The organism is Streptomyces sp. NPDC002276 (assembly GCF_053891435.1).
This window is the reverse complement of the sequence record NZ_JBSFCQ010000014.1, coordinates 133,526-154,790: the sequence shown is the minus strand read 5'-3', so window position 1 is coordinate 154,790 and position 21,265 is coordinate 133,526. Positions and strand designations below refer to the sequence as shown.

The window sequence follows — 21,265 nt, the reverse complement described above, 5'->3', positions numbered from 1 at the left end:
GGTACCTGAAAGGCCCCCTGGTGACCACCTCCGTGAACACTCCCCTGGAGATCCCCTCGCTCGCCGAGGCCGAAGAGCTGACCTGCGACGTCCTGGTCATCGGCGGCGGCACGGCCGGAACGATGGCGGCCCTGACCGCCGCCGAGCACGGCGCGAACGTCCTCCTCCTTGAGAAGGCCCACGTCCGTCACTCCGGCGCGCTCGCCATGGGCATGGACGGCGTCAACAACGCGGTCATCCCCGGCCGCGCCGAGCCCGACGACTACGTCGCCGAGATCACCCGCGCCAACGACGGCATCGTCGACCAGTCCACCGTCCGCCAGACCGCCACCCGCGGCTTCGCGATGGTGCAGCGACTGGAGTCGTACGGCGTGAAGTTCGAGAAGGACGAGCACGGCGAGTACGCGGTCCGCCAGGTCCACCGCTCGGGCTCGTACGTGCTGCCGATGCCGGAGGGCAAGGACGTCAAGAAGGTCCTGTACCGACAACTGCGGCGGCGCGAGATGCGGGAGCGGATCCGCATCGAGAACCGGGTCATGCCGGTGCGCGTACTCACCGCCGACGGGCGCGCGGTGGGCGCCGCGGGCTTCAATACCCGTACGGGCGGCTTCGTTTCGGTCCGCGCGGGCGCCGTGATCCTCGCGACGGGCGCCTGCGGCCGACTCGGCCTGCCCGCCTCCGGCTACCTGTACGGCACGTACGAGAACCCGACGAACGCGGGCGACGGCTACGCGATGGCCTACCACGCGGGCGCCGAACTCACCGGCATCGAGTGCTTCCAGATCAACCCGCTGATCAAGGACTACAACGGCCCCGCCTGCGCCTACGTCGCCAACCCCTTCGGCGGCTACCAGGTCAACCGGCACGGCGAACGCTTCGTCGACTCCGACTACTGGTCCGGCCAGATGATGGCCGAGTTCGCGGCCGAGGTGGCGAGCGACCGCGGGCCCGTGTACCTGAAGCTGAGCCACCTCCCGGAGGAGTCGATCTCCGCCCTGGAGTCCATCCTTCACTCCACGGAACGGCCCACCCGCGGGACCTTCCACGAGGGCCGCGGCCACGACTACCGCACCCACGACGTCGAGATGCACATCTCCGAAATCGGCCTGTGCGGCGGCCATTCGGCCTCGGGAGTACGGGTCGACGACCACGCCCGTACGACCGTCCCCCGCCTCTACGCCGCCGGCGACCTGGCCTGCGTCCCGCACAATTACATGATCGGCGCGTTCGTCTTCGGCGACCTGGCGGGCGCGGACGCGGCCCAATACACCGCGTACGAGGGCGAGTTGCCGCTTTCCCAGCTCCGTGACGCGCACGAGCTGATCTACCGCCCGCTGCGCAACCCGGACGGCCCGCCGCAGCCCCAGGTCGAGTACAAACTGCGCCGCTTCGTGAACGACTACGTGGCCCCGCCGAAGTCCGGCGCCCGACTGTCGCTCGCCCTGGAGGCGTTCGAGCGGATGCGCGCGGACATCGCCGAGATGGGCGCCCGCACCCCGCACGAACTGATGCGCTGCGCCGAGGTCTCCTTCATCCGCGACTGCGCGGAGATGGCCGCGCGCGCCTCCCTGGCCCGCACGGAGTCCCGCTGGGGCCTCTACCACGACCGTCTCGACCATCCGGCGCGCGACGACGTCTCTTGGTTCCACCACCTCGACCTGCACAAGTCCCCCTCCGGTGCGATGGAGTTCACGGCCCGACCCGTGGCCCCCTACCTGGTTCCGATCGAGGACTTCACCCCGACCGGCGGTCCCTCCCGCCGACTCGGCGAGGTCCATCCCGAGAACGTCGCCACGGCGGGCTCGCGGGAGGTCGCCCCGCTCGTGTCCCCCGCCGAACCGCAGCCGACGTACTCCCCCACAACAGCTCCGGCTCCCTCCCCCGGACAGTCCTCCTCCCGTCTCCTCGAACTCGTCGCCCTCGCCGAGGAAGAGCCCGAACTCGACGCCCTGCGGCCCTACTTGACCGACCCGGCCGCGTCCGTCCGCCGTGAGGCGGTCACCGTCCTGACGGAGACCCTCCCGCCCGGCACAGGTCCCGCACTCGCCGAGGCCCTCCGTGACCCCGCCGCCGAGGTCCGCACAGCCGCCGCGGCCTCACTGCGCGAGCTGGTGGAGACGCTGCCGCCCTCACCCGCCCTCCGCGACGGCCTCGCCGACGCCTTGACCGAGCCCGACCCCGTCGTCCGCGCGGCGGCCCTCGACGTCCTGCGCGCGCTACACCTCGGCGATGTCGAACTCTTCGCCCGCTCCCTCACCGACCCCGACACCGCCGTCCGCATCGAGGCCGTCCGTGCCCTCGTCTCGGTCGACGCCATCGGCGAGTTGGCCCACGCGGCACCGTCGGACCCGTCCCGCGAGGTCCGCGTCACCTTCGCCAAGGCGCTGGGGACGGTGGCGGCGGGGCGTCTAGGGGACCTCGGAGAGGCCGCGTCCGACACCGGCACCGGCACCGGCACCGGCACCGAGTCAGCCCTCTCCGCCCTCGCCGACGACCCCGACGCCCTGGTCCGCGCCGCCGCCTACGGTGCCCTGGGCACCACCGGCTGCCCGGCGCCGCTCACGGCCCGTGCCGTCGCGGCCCTGGCCGACCCGGCCTGGCAGGTCCGGGCCGGTGCCGCGACCGCGCTGTCCGCCGCCGACCCAGAAACCGCGGTCCCCGCCCTGGCCAAGGCCCTGGCCGACCCGAACGCCGACGTACGCAAAGCAGCCGTCCTCGCGCTGACCCGGCACCGCACGACCGACGCCCGCGCGGCCCTCGCCACGGCGACCACCGACTCGGACGCGGACGTCAGGGCATACGCGACCCGCGCGCTGTAGGGGCCGCCGCCCCTACGGGCCAGTTCCCTATATCCAGTCCTCGGGCTCCGGCTCCGCATCCATCTCGGGCCAGTAGTCCGCACCGGGGTCGACATCCTTCGCCGCCCGGCCCGGTGCGGGTGCCGACGCCTGCGCTTGCGCGGGCACCTCCGCCGCGGCCGGTGCCCCGCCCAGCGAATCCAGCACCCCGATCACGCCCTCCCCGTACGTCGCCAGCTTCTTCTCGCCGACCCCGCTGATCTCCCCCAACTGCCCCACGGACGTGGGCCACACCGTCGCGATCTCCCTCAGCGTGGCGTCGTGGAAGATGACGTAGGCCGGTACTCCTTGCTCACGGGCCTGTTCGGCGCGCCAGGCGCGCAGGGCCTCGAAGGCGGGCTGCAACGACTCGGGCAGTTCGACCGCCGCGGCCTTGGCCTTGCGCTCGCCCCGGCCGGAGGACGACGACCGCGAGGCCGTCGGCTTCTTCGGCTCCTTGCGCAGCGGCACCTCCCGCTCGCGCCGCAACACCGTGCCGCTCGCCTCAGTGAGCACCAGAGTGCCGTACTCCCCTTCGACCGCGAGCAGCCCCTGTGCCAGCAACTGCCGTACGACGCCCCGCCATTCGCCCTCGGCCAGGTCCTCGCCGATGCCGAACACGGACAGTTGGTCGTGGTCGAACTGGATCACCTTGGCGGTCCGGCGCCCCATGAGGATGTCGACGATCTGCACGGCTCCGAACTTCTGGCCCCGCTCGCGCTGGAGCCGTACCACCGTCGACAGCACCTTCTGCGCGGCGACCGTGCCGTCCCAGGTCTCCGGCGGGGTGAGGCAGGTGTCGCAGTTGCCGCAGGCCGCCGCGTCCGGGTCCTGTCCGAAGTAGGCGAGCAGTTGGCCGCGTCGGCACTGTGCCGTCTCGCAGAGCGCGAGCATGGCCTCCAGGTGGGCGGCGGCGCGGCGGCGGAACGCCTCGTCTCCCTCGCTGGACTGGATCATCTTGCGCTGCTGTATGACGTCGTTCAGGCCGTACGCCATCCAGGCCGTGGAGGGTGATCCGTCACGCCCCGCGCGCCCCGTCTCCTGGTAGTAGCCCTCCACCGACTTGGGCAGGTCGAGGTGGGCGACGAACCGTACGTCCGGCTTGTCGATGCCCATGCCGAAGGCGATGGTCGCGACGACGATCAGGCCGTCCTCGCGCAGGAACCGGGACTGGTGTGTCGCGCGGGTGCCCGAGTCGAGGCCCGCGTGGTACGGCACCGCCTCGATGCCGTTGCGGGACAGGAACTCGGCGGTCGTCTCGACGGACTTGCGCGAGAGGCAGTACACGATGCCCGCGTCGCCCGCGTGCTCCTCGCGCAGGAAGCTCAGCAGCTGCTTCTTGGGGTCGGCCTTCGGCACGATCCGGTACTGGATGTTGGGCCGGTCGAAGCTGGCCACGAAGTGCCGGGCGTCCGGCATCTTCAGCCGCTGGGTGATCTCCTTGTGCGTGGCGTCCGTGGCCGTCGCCGTGAGGGCGATCCGCGGCACGTCGGGCCAGCGCTCGCCGAGCACGGAGAGGGACAGGTAGTCGGGGCGGAAGTCGTGGCCCCACGAGGACACACAGTGCGCCTCGTCGATCGCGAACACCGAGATCTTGCCGCGCGACAGCAGGTTCAGCGTGGCGTCGAGCCGCAGCCGCTCCGGCGCGAGATAGATGAGGTCCAGCTCGCCGGCGAGGAACTCGGCCTCGACCACGCGCCGCTCGTCGAAGTCCTGCGTCGAGTTCATGAACCCGGCGCGCACACCGAGCGCCCGCAGCGCGTCCACCTGGTCCTGCATCAGCGCGATGAGCGGGGAGACGACAACGCCCGTACCGGGTCTGACCAGGGACGGAATCTGGTAGCACAGCGACTTGCCGCCGCCGGTCGGCATGAGGACCACGGCGTCGCCGCCGGCCACCACATGCTCGATGACCTCTTCCTGCGCGCCGCGGAAGCTGTCGTAGCCGAAGACGCGGTGGAGCGTGGCCAGTGCCTCGCTCTCGCCGTGTGTCGTCGGCGTCCGTGCTTCGGTCGTCACAACCGTCCCGCCCATCCCGTGCATCGCTCGTCCCCCGTACGTCGTCCCTCGACCACTGCGTCCACGATAGGGCTCCGCGCTGACAGCGTCGGAGTTATCCACAGGCCGGTGGCGGTGACCGGGTGTGGTCAGTCGAATGGCTCCCGTCACATGGCGCGGACGGTACGGCCGGAACATGCTGCTCGGGCGGGCCGGGGGAGGTCCGCCACGCCACCGAACGGACGGCGCGCGCCGTATGAGCGGACGCCTCCCGAAGTCAAGGAGCCCCACCATGTCCTCTCGGTCCCTGCCGGGCGCCGTCAAAACCGCCGTCGCGGTGGCGACTGCCGCGGCCTTCGCGCTGACCGCCGCCCCGGCCCACGCCGCGTCCGACGATCCCGACCCGTCCGTGTGGACCACGCTGAGCAAGACGTACCAGGCCACCTCGAAGTACGGGTACGAGGCGTTCGCGGTCGCCGCCACCGCCGGATACCAACGCTCCGACGACTGCGCCGCCAACCCGCCCGAGGGGGGCATGGGTTACCACTATGTCAACAAGGCGAATATCGATTCACTCGATCCGGCGAAACCGGCGGCCCTGCTGTACGCGGACGGGTCCGACTTCGTCGAAGGGCGCCGCCTGGTCGCGGTCGAGTGGATGGTGACGGACACGGGCCAGACGACCGCGCCGACGCTGTTCGGGCAGGCCTTCCAGAAGGACCCGGAACTCGGCTACTTCACCCTCCACGCCTGGATCTACAAGCCCAATCCCAAGGGCCTGTTCGCACCCTGGAACCCCGAGGTCGTCTGCCCGAAGGTCTGACCCACACGCACGAAGGCCCCGGCCCCACGAGGGGAACCGGGGCCTTCGGCCGTACTCGGCCTCAGCGGGCGAAGATCCCCGCCTGGTTCGCCAGGTCCAGGAAGTACTGCGGGGCCACACCGAGGACGAGCGTGACGGCCACGCCGATCCCGATCGTCGCCATGGTCAGCGGGGAGGGGACCGCGACGGTGGGGCCGTCGGGCCTCGGCTCGCTGAAGAACATGAGCACGATCACGCGGATGTAGAAGAACGCCGCGATGGCGGAGGAGAGCACACCGACCACGACCAGCGGGGCCGCGCCACCGGCCGCCGCCGCCTTGAACACGGCGAACTTCCCCGCGAAGCCGGCCGTCAGCGGAATGCCAGCGAAGGACAGCAGGAACACGGCGAACACCGCCGCGACCAGCGGTGATCTCCGCCCGAGCCCCGCCCACTTCGACAGGTGCGTCGCCTCGCCGCCCGCGTCCCGGACGAGGGTGACGACCGCGAAGGCTCCGATCGTCACGAACGAGTACGCGCCCAGGTAGAAGAGCACGGACGAGACGCCGTCCCGGGTGGTCGCGATGACGCCCGCGAGGATGAAGCCCGCGTGCGCGATCGACGAGTACGCCAGGAGCCGCTTGATGTCGGTCTGCGTGATCGCGACGATCGCGCCGCCCAGCATCGTGATGATCGCGACGCCCCACATGACGGGCCGCCAGTCCCAGCGCAGGCCCGGCAGCACGACGTAGAGGAGCCGGAGCAGCGCTCCGAAGGCGGCCACCTTGGTCGCGGCGGCCATGAAGCCGGTGACCGGGGTCGGCGCACCCTGGTAGACGTCGGGCGTCCACATGTGGAACGGCACCGCGCCCACCTTGAACAGCAGCCCCATGACGATCATCGCGCCGCCGATGAGCAGCAGCGCGTCGTTGCCCATGGTGTCCGCGAGGGCGGGGTTGATGTTGGTGATGGAGCCGTCGACGACCTGCGCGATCGTGGCGTACGACATGGAGCCCGCGTAGCCGTAGAGCAGCGCGATGCCGAAGAGGGTGAACGCGGAGGCGAAGGCACCGAGGAGGAAGTACTTGACCGCGGCCTCCTGCGAGAGGAGCCGCTTGCGGCGGGCCAGGGCGCACAGGAGGTAGAGCGGGAGGGAGAAGACCTCCAGGGCCACGAACAGGGTCAACAGGTCGTTGGCGGACGGGAACACGAGCATTCCGGAGACCGCGAAGAGCAGGAGCGGGAACACCTCCGTGGTGGTGAACCCGGCCTTGACGGCGGCCTTCTCGCTGTCGCTGCCGGGCACGGACGCGCCCTGTGCGGCGAAGGAGTCGACGCGGTTGCCGTGCGCCTCGGGGTCGAGGCGCCGCTCGGCGAAGGTGAACAGGCCGACCAGTCCGGAGAGCAGGATCACGCCCTGGAGGAACAGGGACGGTCCGTCGACCGCGATCGCGCCCATGGCGGCGATGTGCGCCTTGGTGGTGCCGTACCCGTCCGCCGCGAGCGCCACGACCGCCGCGAAGGCGGCGCAGAGCGCCACGACGGACACGAACACCTGGGCGTAGTAACGGGACTTGCGCGGGACGAACGCCTCGACCAGTACCCCGATGAGCGCCGCGCCGAGGATGATCAAGGTGGGCGACAATTGCCCGTACTCGATCTTCGGCGTGGGGATCTTCGGAATCGGGTTCGCGGCTGCCGCCGTTGTCCACAGGCTGTGGACGGCTGTTGCGCTCACTTGGCCGCCTCCACCGAGGGCTTGGGATCCTTCTTGTGTACGTCGGACAGGGTCTGCTTGACCGACGGGTTCACGATGTCCGTGATCGGCTTCGGGTAGACGCCCAGGAAGATCAGCAGCACGATCAGCGGGGCGACGACCAGGAGTTCACGCGGTCGCAGGTCCGGCATCGAGGCGACCTCGGGCTTCACCGGGCCGGTCATCGTCCGCTGGTAGAGGACGAGGGTGTACAGCGCGGCGAGGACGATGCCGAAGGTGGCGATGATCCCGATCGCCGGGTAGCGCGAGAACGTGCCCACCAGGACCAGGAACTCGCTCACGAAGGGCGCGAGTCCGGGCAGCGACAGGGTGGCCAGACCGCCGATCAGGAAGGTGCCGGCGAGCACCGGGGCCACTTTCTGCACCCCTCCGTAGTCGGCGATCAGACGCGAGCCGCGCCGCGAGATCAGGAATCCGGCGACCAGCATCAACGCGGCCGTGGAAATACCGTGGTTGACCATGTAGAGCGTCGCCCCGGACTGGCCCTGGCTGGTCATCGCGAAGATGCCCAGGACGATGAACCCGAAGTGCGAGATCGACGCGTACGCCACCAGCCGCTTGATGTCCCGCTGTCCGACCGCGAGCAGCGCCCCGTAGATGATGCTGATCAGGGCGAGGACGAGGATGACGGGCGTCGCCCACTTGCTGGCCTCCGGGAAGAGCTGGAGGCAGAAGCGGAGCATCGCGAAGGTGCCGACCTTGTCGACAACTGCCGTGATCAGTACGGCGACCGGCGCGGTGGACTCCTGCATGGCGTTGGGCAGCCAGGTGTGCAGCGGCCACAGCGGCGCCTTCACCGCGAAGGCGAAGAAGAAGCCCAGGAACAGCCAGCGTTCGGTGTTGGTCGCCATGTGCAGCGTGCCGTTGGCCCGCGCCTGCGCGATCTCCGCGAGCGAGAAGTTCCCGGCCACTACGTAGAGGCCGATCACGGCCGCCAGCATGATGAGCCCGCCGACCAGGTTGTAGAGCAGGAACTTGACCGCCGCGTACGACCGTTGGGTGGCCGCCGCCTCGTCGCCGTGCTCGTGGGCCCGGTCCCCGAAGCCGCCGATGAGGAAGTACATCGGGATCAGCATGGCTTCGAAGAAGATGTAGAAGAGGAAGACGTCGGTGGCCTCGAAGGAGATGATCACCATCGCCTCCACCGCAAGGATGAGGGCGAAGAAGCCCTGGGTGGGCCGCCAGCGCTTGCTGCCGGTCTCCAGGGGGTCGGCGTCGTGCCAGCCGGCCAGGATCACGAACGGGATCAGCAGGGCGGTGAGCGCGATGAGCGCGACCGCGATGCCGTCCACACCCAGCTCGTAGCGGACCCCGAAGTCCGCGATCCAGGCGTGGGACTCGGTGAGTTGGTAGCGGTCGCCGCCCGGGTCGAAGCGCACCAGGACGACGATGCCCAGCGCAAGCGTCGCCAGCGAGACGAGCAGCGCCAGCCATTTCGCGGCGGTGCGCCGGGCGGCCGGGACGGCGGCCGTGGCCACCGCCCCGAGGGCCGGCAGCGCCGCCGTCGCTGTCAGGAGGGGAAAGGACATCGGTATCAGACCGCCCTCATCAGCAGGGTCGCGGCGACGAGGATGGCCGCACCGCCGAACATCGAGACCGCGTACGACCGCGCGTAGCCGTTCTGGAGCTTGCGCAGCCTTCCGGAGAGGCCGCCCATGGAGGCCGCCGTGCCGTTGACGACGCCGTCGACCAGGGTGTGGTCGACGTAGACCAGGGAGCGGGTGAGGTGCTCGCCGCCGCGCACCAGGACGACGTGGTTGAAGTCGTCCTGGAGGAGGTCGCGGCGGGCGGCCCGGGTGAGCAGCGAACCGCGCGGGGCGACGGCCGGGACCGGACGGCGCCCGTACTGCGCCCAGGCGATCCCGACGCCGATGACGAGCACGACCATGGTGGCCAGGGTGACCGTCAGGGCGCTGACCGGGGAGTTGCCCTCCTCGTGGCCGGTGATGGGCTCCAGCCAGTGCAGGAAGCGGTCACCGATGCCGAAGATGCCGCCCGCGAAGACCGATCCGAAGGCCAGCACGATCATCGGGATCGTCATCGTCCTCGGGGACTCGTGCGGGTGCGGCTCGTTGCCGTTCTCGTCGGGCTGCCAGCGCTTCTCCCCGAAGAACGTCATCAGCATCACGCGCGTCATGTAGAACGCCGTGATGGCCGCGCCCAGCAGGGCCGCGCCGCCGAGGATCCAGCCCTCGGTGCCGCCCTTGGCGAAGGCCGCCTCGATGATCTTGTCCTTGGAGAAGAAGCCGGACAGGCCCGGGAAGCCGATGATGGCGAGGTAGCCGAGGCCGAAGGTGATGAACGTGACCGGCATGTACTTCCTGAGGCCGCCGTACTTCCTCATGTCGACCTCGTCGTTCATGCCGTGCATGACCGAACCGGCGCCGAGGAAGAGCCCGGCCTTGAAGAAGCCGTGCGTCACCAGGTGCATGATCGCGAAGACGTAGCCGATGGGGCCGAGTCCGGCGGCGAGCACCATGTAGCCGATCTGCGACATCGTCGAGCCGGCGAGGGCCTTCTTAATGTCGTCCTTCGCGCAACCGACGATCGCACCGAACAGGAGCGTGACGGCGCCGACCACAGTGACGACGAGTTGTGCGTCCGGGGCCGCGTTGAAGATCGCTCCGGAGCGGACGATCAGGTACACGCCCGCGGTCACCATGGTCGCCGCGTGGATGAGGGCCGAGACCGGGGTCGGGCCCTCCATCGCGTCGCCGAGCCAGGACTGGAGCGGCACCTGGGCGGACTTGCCACAGGCGGCGAGCAGCAGCATCAGCGCGATGCCCGTGAGCTTGCCCTCGGAGGCGTCACCGACGTGGCTGAGGACCGGCCCGAAGGCGAAGGTCCCGAACGTCGTGAACATCAGCATGATGGCGATCGACAGGCCCATGTCGCCGACCCGGTTGACCAGGAAGGCCTTCTTCGCGGCGGTCGCCGCGCTGGGCTTGTGCTGCCAGAAGCCGATCAGCAGGTAGGAGGCGAGACCGACGCCTTCCCAACCGACGTACAGCAGCAGGTAGTTGTCGGCGAGGACGAGGATCAGCATCGCCGCGAGGAACAGGTTCAGATAGCCGAAGAAGCGGCGGCGGCGCTCGTCGTGCTCCATGTACCCGACCGAGTACAGGTGGATGAGCGAGCCGACACCGGTGATCAGCAGGACGAAGGTCATCGACAGCTGGTCGAGGCGGAAGGTGACGTCCGCCTGGAAGCCCTCGACGGGGACCCAGGTCCACAGGTGCTGCATGAGCGTCCGGTGCTCGGCGTTCTTCCCCAGCAGGTCGGTGAAGAGGACGACACCGATCACGAAGGAGGCGGACGACAGGAGCGTGCCGATCCAGTGGCCGACGGCATCCAGCCGCCGGCCGCCGCACAGCAGTACGACCGCTCCGAGCAGAGGCGCCGCTACCAGCAGCGCAATCAGGTTCTCCACGATTCAGCGACCCCTCAGAGCTTCATCAGGCTGGCGTCGTCGACCGAGGCCGAGTGGCGGGAACGGAACAGCGACACGATGATCGCGAGCCCGACCACGACCTCCGCGGCGGCGACGACCATCGTGAAGAAGGCGATGACCTGACCGTCGAGATTGCCGTGCATCCGGGAGAAGGTGACGAACGCGAGGTTGCAGGCGTTGAGCATCAGCTCGACGCACATGAACACGACGATCGCGTTCCGCCTGATCAGCACGCCGGTGGCGCCGATCGTGAACAACAGGGCCGAGAGATAGAGGTAGTTGACGGGGTTCACTTCGACGCCTCCTCGGTCCGCTTGAGGTTCGCCGGCGCGATCTCGGTGCGCTCCAGGCGTTCCTCGGCGCGCTGCTCCAGAGCCCGCAGATCGCTCAGCGCCTCGCTGGACACGTCACGGATCTGACCGCGGTCACGGAGCGTCTTGCTGACCGTGAGCTCGGACGGGGTGCCGTCGGGCAGCAGGCCCTGGACGTCCACCGCGTTGTGCCGGGCGTAGACACCGGGGGCCGGGAGCGGCGGGACGTGCTTGCCCTCGCGGACGCGCTGCTCGGACAGCTCGCGCTGGGTCTTGGGCCGCTCGGTGCGCTCGCGGTGCGTGAGCACCATGGCGCCGACGGCGGCCGTGATCAGCAGGGCGCCGGTGATTTCGAAGGCGAAGACGTACTTGGTGAAGATGAGGGCGGCCAGGCCCTGTACGTTGCCGTTCGCGTTGGCCGTGCTCAGGCCGTCGAACTGGTTGAGCGAGGCGTTGCCGATGCCCGCGACCAGCAGGATGCCGAAGCCGAGCCCACAGAGAAGGGCCAGCCAGCGCTGGCCCTTGATGGTCTCCGTCAGGGAGTCGGCGGCCGTGACGCCGACCAGCATCACCACGAAGAGGAACAGCATCATGATCGCGCCGGTGTAGACAACGATCTGTACGACGCCCAGGAAGTAGGCGCCGTTGGCGAGGTAGAACACCGCCAGGATGATCATGGTCCCGGCGAGGGAGAGAGCGCTGTGCACGGCCCTCTTCATGAGGATGGTGGACAGGGCGCCGATCACCGCGACCGTGCCGAGGACCCAGAACTGGAAGGCCTCGCCGGTGGAGGTGGAGTAGGCGGCGGCGGTGAACTGCGCGCTCATGCCTCCACCCCCTCTTCGGTGGGCTTCTCGCCCTTGGAGACGGCGACTTGGGGCACCGTGCCGGGTGCGGCCTCCGTCACCAGGCCCCGGTAGTAGTCCTGTTCGGTCATCCCCGGGTAGATGGCGTGCGGGCTATCGACCATGGTGTCGTCGAGGCCGGCCAGCAGCTGTTCCTTGGTGTAGATCAGGTTGGCGCGGCTGCTGTCGGCCAGCTCGAACTCGTTGGTCATCGTCAACGCGCGCGTGGGGCACGCCTCGATGCACAGGCCGCACAGGATGCAGCGGGCGTAGTTGATCTGGTAGACGCGGCCGTACCGCTCGCCCGGCGAGTAGCGCTCCTCGTCGGTGTTGTCGGCGCCCTCCACATAGATGGCGTCGGCGGGGCAGGCCCAGGCGCACAGCTCGCAGCCGACGCACTTCTCCAGGCCGTCCGGATGGCGGTTGAGCTGGTGCCGTCCGTGGAACCGGGGGGCTGTGGTCTTCTGCTGCTCCGGGTACTGCTCGGTCAGCCGCTTCTTGAACATGGCCTTGAAGGTCACGCCGAAGCCGGCCACGGGGTTCTGGAAACCGGGTGTGGTCTCCTTGGGCTCCTCAGCCATCGGACGCCTCCTTTCCATCCAGAGATCCGTCACTGCCAGTATCCGAGCCACCACTGACAATCAGCTCCCGCTCGCGTCGCGAGGGGCGCCGAGGCACCGGTGGCAACTCCTGTCCCGGCAGCGGCGGTACGGGGAATCCGCCCGCCATCGCGTCGAACCCGGCGGGTTCCTCGGCCAGTCGCGCGTCGTCCTTGGCCTTCTGGCGGAACATGTCCGCGATGAAGGACAGCAACAGCAGGGCGAGTACGCCGCCGCCGATGTAGAGGGCGATGTCGGCGAAGTCGTAGTTCTGGTTCCTGAGGGTCCGTACGGTCGCGACGAGCATCAGCCAGACCACGGAGACCGGGATGAGGACCTTCCAGCCGAGCTTCATCAACTGGTCGTAGCGCACGCGCGGGAGGGTGCCGCGGAGCCAGATGAAGAAGAACAGCAGCAGCTGGACCTTGACGACGAACCAGAGCATCGGCCACCAGCCGTGGTTCGCGCCCTCCCAGAAGGAGCTGATCGGCCACGGGGCCCGCCAGCCGCCCAGGAAGAGCGTGGTCGACACCGCGGAGACCGTCACCATGTTCACGTACTCGGCGAGCATGAAGAGCGCGAACTTGATGGACGAGTACTCGGTGTTGAAGCCGCCGACCAGGTCGCCCTCGGACTCCGGCATGTCGAAGGGGGCGCGGTTCGTCTCGCCGACCATCGTGATGACGTAGATGATGAAGGAGACCGGCAGCAGGACGATGTACCAGCGGTCGTGCTGTTGTTCAACGATCGTCGAGGTCGACATCGACCCGGAGTAGAGGAACACCGAGGCGAACGCGGCACCCATGGCGATCTCGTAGGAAATCATCTGGGCACAGGAGCGCAGGCCGCCGAGCAGCGGATAGGTGGAGCCGGAGCTCCAGCCCGCCAGGACGATGCCGTAGATGCCGACCGAGGCGACCGCGAGGATGTAGAGCATCGCGATCGGGAGGTCGGTGAGCTGCATCGTGGTGCGGTGGCCGAAGATCGACACCTCGTTGTCGGCCGGCCCGAAGGGGATGACCGCGATCGCCATGAAGGCCGGGATGGCCGCGACGATCGGCGCCAGGATGTAGACCACCTTGTCGGCGCGCTTGACGATCAGGTCTTCCTTGAGCATCAGCTTCACGCCGTCGGCGAGCGACTGGAGCATGCCCCAGGGGCCGTGCCGGTTGGGGCCGATGCGCAGCTGCATCCAGGCGACGACCTTGCGTTCCCAGACGATCGAGAACAGCACGGTGATCATCAGAAAGGCGAAGCAGAACACCGCCTTGACGACGACCAGCCACCAGGGGTCGCGGCCGAACATCGAGAGGTCTTCCGCGGCGAGGTACAGATTGCTCATGCCTCCACCTCCTTGGGGGCCTCGCCCGCGAGCGTGGCCGGGCCGATGCGGACGAGTGCGCCGGGCAGCGCCCCGGTGTCGGAGGCGACGCCCCCGCCGGTGGAGTTCAGCGGGAGCCAGACCACGCGGTCGGGCATCTCCGTGATCCACAGCGGGAGTTCGACGGTTCCGGAGGCGCCGGTCACGGCGAGGGCGTCGCCGTCCTTGACGCCCGCCTCGGCGGCCGTCGCAGCCGACACGCGCGCGTGGGCGGCGTGCCGGGTGCCGGCGAGCGCTTCGTCGCCCTCCTGGAGGGCGCCTTGGTCGAGCAGCAGTCGGTGCCCGGCGAGCACGGCCTCCCCGGCGGCGGGCCGGGGCAGTACGCCCGCGGTCTCCAGCGGTTCGGTGGCCCGCGGCCCGTCCCAGGCGCCGAGCCGGTCCAACTCCGCGCGCGCGGTGCGCAGATCGGGCAGTCCCAGGTGGACGTCCATGGCGTCGGCCAGCATGTGCAGCACGCGCGCGTCGGTGGGCGCGAGGGTGCGGGTCATCTGGTCGGGCTTGAGCGCCGCGTCGAAGAAGCGGACCCTGCCCTCCCAGTTGAGGAAGGCGCCCGCCTTCTCGGCGACCGCCGCGACCGGAAGAACCACATCCGCGTGCTGGGTGATCTCACTGGGCCGCAGTTCGAGCGACACCAGGAAGCCCACTTCGTCGAGTGCCGCACGCGTGCGTGCCGGATCGGGCAGGTCGCCCGGCTCCACACCCGCGACGAGCAGCGCCCGCAGTTCACCACCGGCGGCGGCCTCGACGATCTGGCCGGCGTCGCGGCCGTAGCGGTGCGGGAGTTCGGCGACACCCCAGGCGACGGCGACCTCCTCACGCGCGCGTGGATCGGTCGCCGGACGCCCGCCCGGCAGCAGCGACGGCAGCGCCCCCGCCTCGACGGAGCCGCGTTCCCCGGCCCGGCGCGGAATCCACACCAGCCGTGCACCGGTCGCGGACGCGGCCCGTACGGCGGCGGTGAGGCCCCCGGCGACGGCGGCCAGCCGCTCTCCTACGACGATGACCGCGCCCTCGGTGCGCAGCGCCTCGGAGGCGCGGGCTCCGTCATCCTCCAGGCCGACCCCGCTCGCGAGCGCGTCCAGCCACTCGGTCTCGGTGCCGGGAGCGGCCGGCAGCAGGGTGCCGCCCGCCTTCTCCAGTCCGCGCGTGGCGAACGTGGCCAGCGAGAACACCCGCTGCCCGTGCGTGCGTGAGGCCTTGCGCAGCCGCAGGAAGACGCCGGGCGCCTCCTCCTCTGACTCGAAGCCGACCAGCAGTACGGCGGGCGCCTTCTCCAGGGAGGTGTACGTGACACCCGTACCGTCGAGGTCCCGGCCGCGGCCCGCGACCCGGGCGGCCAGGAAGTCGGCCTCCTCGCTGCTGTGCACGCGCGCGCGGAAGTCGATGTCGTTCGTGTCGAGCGCCACGCGCGCGAACTTGCTGTACGCGTAGGCGTCCTCGATGGTGAGCCGACCGCCGGTCAGGACACCGGTGCGGCCCCGCGAGGCGAGCAGCCCCTGGGCGGCGATCTGGAGCGCCTCCGGCCAGGAGGCGGGGACGAGTTCACCCTCGGGGTTGCGGATCAGCGGCGTCTCCAGCCGGTCGCGCTGCTGCGCGTACCGGAAGCCGAAGCGCCCCTTGTCGCAGATCCACTCCTCGTTGACCTCGGGGTCGACGGCCGCCAGGCGCCGCATGACCTTGCCGCGCCGGTGGTCGGTGCGGGTCGCGCAGCCCCCGGAGCAGTGCTCGCACACGGAGGGCGTGGAGACCAGGTCGAAGGGGCGGGAGCGGAATCGGTACGCCGCCGAGGTCAGCGCGCCCACCGGGCAGATCTGGATGGTGTTCCCGGAGAAGTACGACTCGAAGGGGTCGCCCTCACCGGTGCCGACCTGTTGCAGCGCGCCGCGCTCCAGCAGCTCGATCATCGGGTCGCCCGCGATCTGGTTGGAGAACCGGGTGCAGCGGGCGCACAGCACGCACCGCTCGCGGTCCAGCAGCACCTGGGTGGAGATCGGGACGGGCTTCTCGTAGGTCCGCTTCCGGCCCTCGAAGCGGGAGTCCGCCTGGCCGTGGGACATCGCCTGGTTCTGCAGGGGGCACTCGCCGCCCTTGTCGCAGACCGGGCAGTCCAGCGGGTGGTTGATGAGGAGCAGCTCCATCACACCGTGCTGGGCCTTCTCGGCCACGGGCGAGCTGAGCTGGGTCTTGACGACCATGCCGTCCGTGCACGTGATCGTGCAGGACGCCATCGGTTTGCGCTGGCCCTCGACCTCGACGATGCACTGACGGCAGGCGCCGGCCGGGTCGAGGAGAGGGTGGTCGCAGAACCGGGGGATCTCGATACCGAGTTGCTCGGCGGCGCGGATGACCAGGGTGCCCTTGGGCACACTGATCTCGGCGCCGTCGATCGTCAGCGAGACGAGATCTTCCGGCGGGACCGCCGCCTCCCCTCCACCGGAGGGAGCGCTCGTGGTCACCGTCATGCGTTCACCTCCGTGCGGTCGGCCCAGGCCGTGGACTTGGCCGGGTCGAAGGGGCAGCCCCGGCCCGTGATGTGCTGCTCGTACTCCTCGCGGAAGTACTTGAGCGAGGAGAAGATCGGCGAGGCGGCGCCGTCGCCGAGGGCGCAGAAGGACTTGCCGTTGATGTTGTCGGCGATGTCGTTCAGCTTGTCGAGGTCGGACATCGCGCCCTTGCCGGCCTCGATGTCGCGCAGCAACTGCACGAGCCAGTACGTCCCTTCGCGGCACGGTGTGCACTTGCCGCAGGACTCGTGGGCGTAGAACTCGGTCCAGCGGGTGACGGCACGCACGACGCAAGTCGTCTCGTCGAAACACTGGAGTGCTTTTGTGCCGAGCATGGAACCCGCGGCACCCACTCCTTCGTAATCAAGAGGGACGTCGAGGTGCTCCTCGGTGAACATCGGCGTGGAGGACCCGCCAGGCGTCCAGAACTTGAGGCGGTGCCCGGCGCGCATCCCGCCGCTCATGTCGAGCAGTTGGCGGAGTGTGATGCCGAGCGGCGCCTCGTACTGACCTGGACTGGTGACATGGCCGCTGAGCGAGTAGAGCGTGAAGCCCGGAGACTTCTCGCTGCCCATCGACCTGAACCATTCCTTGCCTTTTTGCAGAATCGCGGGAACTGACGCGATCGACTCGACGTTATTCACGACAGTCGGGCACGCATAGAGGCCCGCGACGGCAGGGAAAGGGGGACGGAGCCGCGGTTGACCACGGCGGCCTTCGAGCGAGTCGAGCAGTGCGGTCTCCTCACCGCAGATGTACGCGCCGGCGCCCGCGTGCACGGTGAGCTGCAGGTCCAGGCCACTGCCCAGGACGTTCTCGCCGAGGTAGCCCGCCGCGTAGGCCTCACGCACGGCCTCGTGCAACCGCCGCAATACGGGGACGACTTCACCACGCAGATAGATGAAGGCATGCGAAGACCTGATGGCGTAACACGCGATGACAATGCCCTCGATGAGGCTGTGCGGGTTCGCGAAGAGGAGCGGGATGTCCTTACAGGTTCCAGGCTCCGACTCGTCGGCGTTGACAACTAGATAGTGTGGTTTTCCATCCCCTTGGGGAATGAATTGCCATTTCATTCCGGTGGGGAAGCCGGCGCCACCGCGACCGCGCAGACCGGAGTCCTTCACATACGCGATGAGGTCGTCCGGCGACATGGCGAGCGCCTTGCGGAGCCCCTCGTATCCCTCGTGCCTTCGGTACGTGTCCAGAGTCCAGGACTCGTCCTCGTCCCAGAAGGCCGACAGCACGGGTGCGAGCAGCTTCTCGGGGCTGTGGTCTTTCAGTTCGGGTGCCAAGGTCATCACTCCCCCTCCTCGGCGACAGGCCCCGCCGGGTGGGCGGGGTCGGAGGCCGACGTGTCCTGCGGCGCATCGTGCGAACTGAGGTGCTCGGTCGGCGACTGGTCCTGCGGCGCTCCGGAGCCGCGCGGATGGACCACGCGCGCGGGTGCGGTCTCTCCCCTGGCCAGGCGGAGGCCCACCAGCGACGCGGGTCCCGCACCGCCGCTCGCCTCGACGGCCCCGGGCCGCTCGTCGGGGAAGCCGGCGAGGATCCGCGCGGTCTCCTTGAAGGTGCACATCGGTGCCCCGCGCGTGGGCTCCACGGGTGCGCCCGTGCGCAGGTCGTCGACGAGGCGCCGGGCGCTGGCGGGGGTCTGGTTGTCGAAGAACTCCCAGTTGACCATCACCACCGGCGCGAAGTCGCAGGCCGCGTTGCACTCGATGTGCTCCAGGGTGACCTTGCCGTCGTCGGTGGTCTCACCGTTGCCGACGCCCAGGTGCTCCTGGAGGGACTCGAAGATGGCGTCGCCGCCCATCACCGCACACAGGGTGTTGGTGCAGACCCCGACCTGGTAGTCGCCGCTCGGGCGGCGCCGGTACATCGTGTAGAAGGTCGCGACGGCGGCGACCTCGGCCGTGGTCAGCTCCAGCAGGTCCGCGCAGAACTGCTGCCCCGTGCGCGTGACATGGCCTTCCTCCGCCTGCACGAGATGCAGCAACGGCAGGAGGGCCGAGCGGGAGTCCGGGTAGCGGGCGATGATCTCCCGCCCGTCGGCCTCCAGCCGGGCCCGGACGTCGTCCGGGTAAGCGGGCGCGGGCAGTTGGGGCATGCCCAGGCTGACGCCCTGCTCCGAGGAACTGGTGGTCACCGGTCGACGCCTCCCATCACGGGGTCGATGGACGCGACGGCGACGATGACGTCGGCGACCTGGCCGCCCTCGCACATCGCCGCCATGGCCTGAAGGTTGGTGAAGGACGGGTCCCTGAAGTGGACCCGGTAGGGGCGGGTGCCTCCGTCGGAAACGGCGTGCACCCCGAGTTCGCCCTTGGGCGACTCGACCGCCGCGTACGCCTGTCCCGGCGGGACGCGGAAGCCCTCGGTCACCAGCTTGAAGTGGTGGATCAGGGCCTCCATGGAGGTACCCATGATCTTCTTGATGTGGTCGAGCGAGTTGCCCAACCCGTCAGGACCGAGCGCGAGTTGGGCAGGCCAGGCGATCTTCTTGTCGGCGACCATGACCGGTCCCGGCTGGAGCCGGTCCAGGCACTGCTCGACGATCCTGAGCGACTGGCGCATCTCCTCAAGGCGGATGAGGAAGCGGCCGTAGGAGTCGCAGGTGTCGGCGGTCGGGACGTCGAAGTCGTACGTCTCGTAGTCGCAGTACGGCTGCGTCTTGCGCAGGTCGTGCGGGAGACCGGTGGAGCGCAGGATCGGGCCGGTGGCACCGAGGGCCATGCAGCCGGCCAGGTCGAGGTAACCGACGTCCTGCATACGGGCCTTGAAGATGGGGTTCCCGGTGGCGAGCTTGTCGTACTCCGGGAGGTTCTTCTTCATCTTCTTCACGAACTCGCGGATCTGGTCCACCGCGCCGGGCGGCAGGTCCTGGGCGAGTCCGCCGGGGCGGATGTACGCGTGGTTCATCCGCAGGCCCGTGATGAGCTCGTAGATGTCGAGAATCATTTCACGATCACGGAATCCGTAGATCATGATCGTGGTGGCGCCGAGTTCCATCCCACCGGTGGCGATGCACACCAGGTGGGAGGACATTCGGTTCAACTCCATCAGGAGCACCCGGATGATCTTCGCCCGCTCGGTGATCTGCTCCTCGACGCCGAGGAGTTTCTCGACGGCGAGACAGTAGGCGGTCTCGTTGAAGAAGGACGTCAGATAGTCCATGCGCGTCACGAACGTGGTGCCCTGCGTCCACGTGCGGTATTCGAGGTTCTTCTCGATACCTGTGTGCAGGTAGCCGATGCCGCAGCGGGCCTCGGTGACCGTCTCCCCGTCGATCTCCAGGATGAGACGGAGCACACCGTGCGTGGAGGGGTGCTGGGGCCCCATGTTGACGACGATGCGCTCGTCGTCGGCCCGGGCCGCGGACTGGACGACCTCGTCCCAGTCGCCACCGGTGACCGTATATACGGTGCCCTCGGTGGTCTCGCGAGGGGATGCCTGGGATGTACTCACGAGTACGACCTCCGCTGGTCCGGAGCCGGGATCTGGGCGCCCTTGTACTCGACGGCGATGCCGCCGAGGGGGTAGTCCTTGCGCTGCGGGTGGCCCGGCCAGTCGTCCGGCATCATGATCCGCGTCAGCGCCGGGTGGCCGTCGAAGACGATGCCGAAGAAGTCGTAGGTCTCGCGCTCGTGCCAGTCGTTGGTCGGATAGACCGCGACCAGCGACGGGATGTGCGGATCGCTGTCCGGGGCGCTGACTTCGAGGCGGATCAGCCGGTTGTGGGTGATCGAGCGCAGGTGGTAGACGGCGTGCAGCTCGCGGCCCTTGTCGTGCGGGTAGTGCACCGCGCTGACACCCGTGCAGAGTTCGAAGCGCAGGGCCGGGTCGTCGCGCAGGGTGCGGGCGACGCGGAGCAGGTGCTCGCGTTCGATGTGGAAGGTGACTTCACCGCGGTCGACGATCGTCTTCTCGATCGCGTTGTCCGGCAGCAGTCCCTGTTCCTCCAGGGCGCCCTCCAGTTCATCGGCGACCTCGTCGAACCAGCCGCCGTAGGGCCGGCTCGCGGCTCCCGGCAGGCGGACCGAGCGGACCAGGCCGCCGTAACCGGAGGTGTCGCCGCCGTTGTTGGCGCCGAACATGCCGCGCTGGACGCGGATCTCCTCGCCCTCACCGCGCTGGCCGGGGAGGTTGGAGGCGCCCGGATCCTGCTCCGGGGCGGCTCCGTTGGTGCCGTTCGCGTCGCTCACCGCAGCAGGCCCTTCATCTCGATGGTGGGCAGTGCCTTGAGCGCCGCCTCCTCCGCCTCGCGGGCCGCCTCCTCGGCGTTCACGCCGAGCTTGGAGGACTGGATCTTCTGGTGGAGCTTGAGGATCGCGTCCATCAGCATCTCGGGCCGTGGCGGACAGCCCGGGAGATAGATGTCGACCGGGACGATGTGGTCGACGCCCTGCACGATCGCGTAGTTGTTGAACATGCCGCCCGACGAGGCGCAAACGCCCATGGAGATCACCCACTTGGGGTTCGGCATCTGGTCGTAGACCTGCCGCAGCACCGGCGCCATCTTCTGGCTGACCCGGCCCGCGACGATCATCAGGTCCGCCTGGCGGGGTGAGCCGCGGAAGACCTCCATGCCGAAGCGCGCCAGGTCGTACCGTCCGGCGCCGGTCGTCATCATCTCGATGGCGCAGCAGGCGAGTCCGAACGTGGCCGGGAAGACGGACGCCTTGCGCACCCAGCCCGCGGCCTGCTCGACGGTGGTGAGCAGGAAGCCGCTCGGCAGCTTTTCTTCGAGTCCCATGAGT

General features: G+C 69.2%; 16 protein-coding genes. 2 read left to right on the top strand and 14 right to left on the bottom strand.

All coding sequences use genetic code 11. The features are described 5' to 3' along the window. Positions 1 to 20 precede the first annotated feature (20 nt). A complete protein-coding gene (locus ACWIHT_RS31660; protein WP_456171710.1) occupies positions 21 to 2,819 on the top strand; it encodes a fumarate reductase/succinate dehydrogenase flavoprotein subunit in 2,799 nt (932 codons plus the stop codon). Between the two features lie 27 nt (positions 2,820 to 2,846). On the opposite strand, the gene recQ is transcribed toward ACWIHT_RS31660, so the two are convergent. Then, positions 2,847 to 4,871 (bottom strand): DNA helicase RecQ, encoded by a 2,025-nt coding sequence (gene recQ / locus ACWIHT_RS31655; RefSeq protein WP_456171708.1) that lies wholly within the window; start codon positions 4,869 to 4,871, stop codon positions 2,847 to 2,849. 256 nt (positions 4,872 to 5,127) lie between these two features. Between recQ and ACWIHT_RS31650 the strand changes: the two genes are divergently transcribed. Continuing rightward, positions 5,128 to 5,658, top strand: coding sequence for a hypothetical protein (locus ACWIHT_RS31650; protein ID WP_456171707.1), 531 nt, complete (start codon positions 5,128 to 5,130; stop codon positions 5,656 to 5,658). A gap of 61 nt (positions 5,659 to 5,719) precedes the next feature. On the opposite strand, the gene nuoN is transcribed toward ACWIHT_RS31650, so the two are convergent. Genes nuoN through ACWIHT_RS31585 form a run of 13 tightly spaced genes read right to left on the bottom strand, consistent with a single transcriptional unit; the run spans position 5,720 to position 21,261 of the window. Continuing rightward, complete coding sequence (gene nuoN, locus ACWIHT_RS31645) at positions 5,720 to 7,375, bottom strand: NADH-quinone oxidoreductase subunit NuoN (RefSeq protein WP_456171705.1); 1,656 nt, start codon at positions 7,373 to 7,375, stop codon at positions 5,720 to 5,722. Then, complete coding sequence (locus tag ACWIHT_RS31640; protein WP_456171703.1) at positions 7,372 to 8,943, bottom strand: NADH-quinone oxidoreductase subunit M; 1,572 nt, start codon at positions 8,941 to 8,943, stop codon at positions 7,372 to 7,374. Before ACWIHT_RS31640 ends, nuoN begins: the two co-directional genes overlap by 4 nt. A 5-nt stretch (positions 8,944 to 8,948) precedes the next feature. After that, positions 8,949 to 10,844 (bottom strand): NADH-quinone oxidoreductase subunit L, encoded by a 1,896-nt coding sequence (nuoL, locus tag ACWIHT_RS31635; protein ID WP_456171701.1) that lies wholly within the window; start codon positions 10,842 to 10,844, stop codon positions 8,949 to 8,951. A gap of 14 nt (positions 10,845 to 10,858) precedes the next feature. After that, positions 10,859 to 11,158 carry an NADH-quinone oxidoreductase subunit NuoK gene (gene nuoK, locus ACWIHT_RS31630; RefSeq protein WP_019074282.1) on the bottom strand — a complete coding sequence of 100 codons (300 nt, stop codon included), beginning with the start codon at positions 11,156 to 11,158 and terminating at the stop codon, positions 10,859 to 10,861. Further along, on the bottom strand, positions 11,155 to 12,003 hold the full coding sequence (locus tag ACWIHT_RS31625) for an NADH-quinone oxidoreductase subunit J (RefSeq protein WP_456171699.1): 849 nt from the start codon (positions 12,001 to 12,003) through the stop codon (positions 11,155 to 11,157). Before ACWIHT_RS31625 ends, nuoK begins: the two co-directional genes overlap by 4 nt. Next, complete coding sequence (gene nuoI / locus ACWIHT_RS31620) at positions 12,000 to 12,602, bottom strand: NADH-quinone oxidoreductase subunit NuoI (protein WP_388113626.1); 603 nt, start codon at positions 12,600 to 12,602, stop codon at positions 12,000 to 12,002. The genes ACWIHT_RS31625 and nuoI overlap by 4 nt, the downstream gene beginning before the upstream one ends. Beyond that, on the bottom strand, positions 12,595 to 13,962 hold the full coding sequence (gene nuoH / locus ACWIHT_RS31615) for an NADH-quinone oxidoreductase subunit NuoH (RefSeq protein WP_456171697.1): 1,368 nt from the start codon (positions 13,960 to 13,962) through the stop codon (positions 12,595 to 12,597). Before nuoH ends, nuoI begins: the two co-directional genes overlap by 8 nt. Further along, positions 13,959 to 16,463 (bottom strand): NADH-quinone oxidoreductase subunit G, encoded by a 2,505-nt coding sequence (locus ACWIHT_RS31610; RefSeq protein WP_456171696.1) that lies wholly within the window; start codon positions 16,461 to 16,463, stop codon positions 13,959 to 13,961. The genes nuoH and ACWIHT_RS31610 overlap by 4 nt, the downstream gene beginning before the upstream one ends. Further along, complete coding sequence (gene nuoF, locus ACWIHT_RS31605; protein WP_456171695.1) at positions 16,460 to 17,806, bottom strand: NADH-quinone oxidoreductase subunit NuoF; 1,347 nt, start codon at positions 17,804 to 17,806, stop codon at positions 16,460 to 16,462. The genes ACWIHT_RS31610 and nuoF overlap by 4 nt, the downstream gene beginning before the upstream one ends. Beyond that, entirely contained in the window at positions 17,806 to 18,654 is an 849-nt protein-coding gene (nuoE, locus tag ACWIHT_RS31600; RefSeq protein ID WP_456171694.1) for an NADH-quinone oxidoreductase subunit NuoE, read from the bottom strand. The genes nuoF and nuoE overlap by 1 nt, the downstream gene beginning before the upstream one ends. Next, positions 18,651 to 19,973: an NADH-quinone oxidoreductase subunit D gene (locus ACWIHT_RS31595; protein WP_456171693.1), complete on the bottom strand. Its 1,323-nt coding sequence runs from the start codon at positions 19,971 to 19,973 to the stop codon at positions 18,651 to 18,653. Before ACWIHT_RS31595 ends, nuoE begins: the two co-directional genes overlap by 4 nt. Beyond that, the gene (locus tag ACWIHT_RS31590; RefSeq protein ID WP_456171692.1) at positions 19,970 to 20,710 is read right to left on the bottom strand and encodes an NADH-quinone oxidoreductase subunit C; all 741 of its coding nucleotides are present in this window, start codon (positions 20,708 to 20,710) and stop codon (positions 19,970 to 19,972) included. The genes ACWIHT_RS31595 and ACWIHT_RS31590 overlap by 4 nt, the downstream gene beginning before the upstream one ends. Then, positions 20,707 to 21,261, bottom strand: coding sequence for a NuoB/complex I 20 kDa subunit family protein (locus ACWIHT_RS31585; protein WP_007383964.1), 555 nt, complete (start codon positions 21,259 to 21,261; stop codon positions 20,707 to 20,709). Before ACWIHT_RS31585 ends, ACWIHT_RS31590 begins: the two co-directional genes overlap by 4 nt. Positions 21,262 to 21,265: the final 4 nt, after the last annotated feature.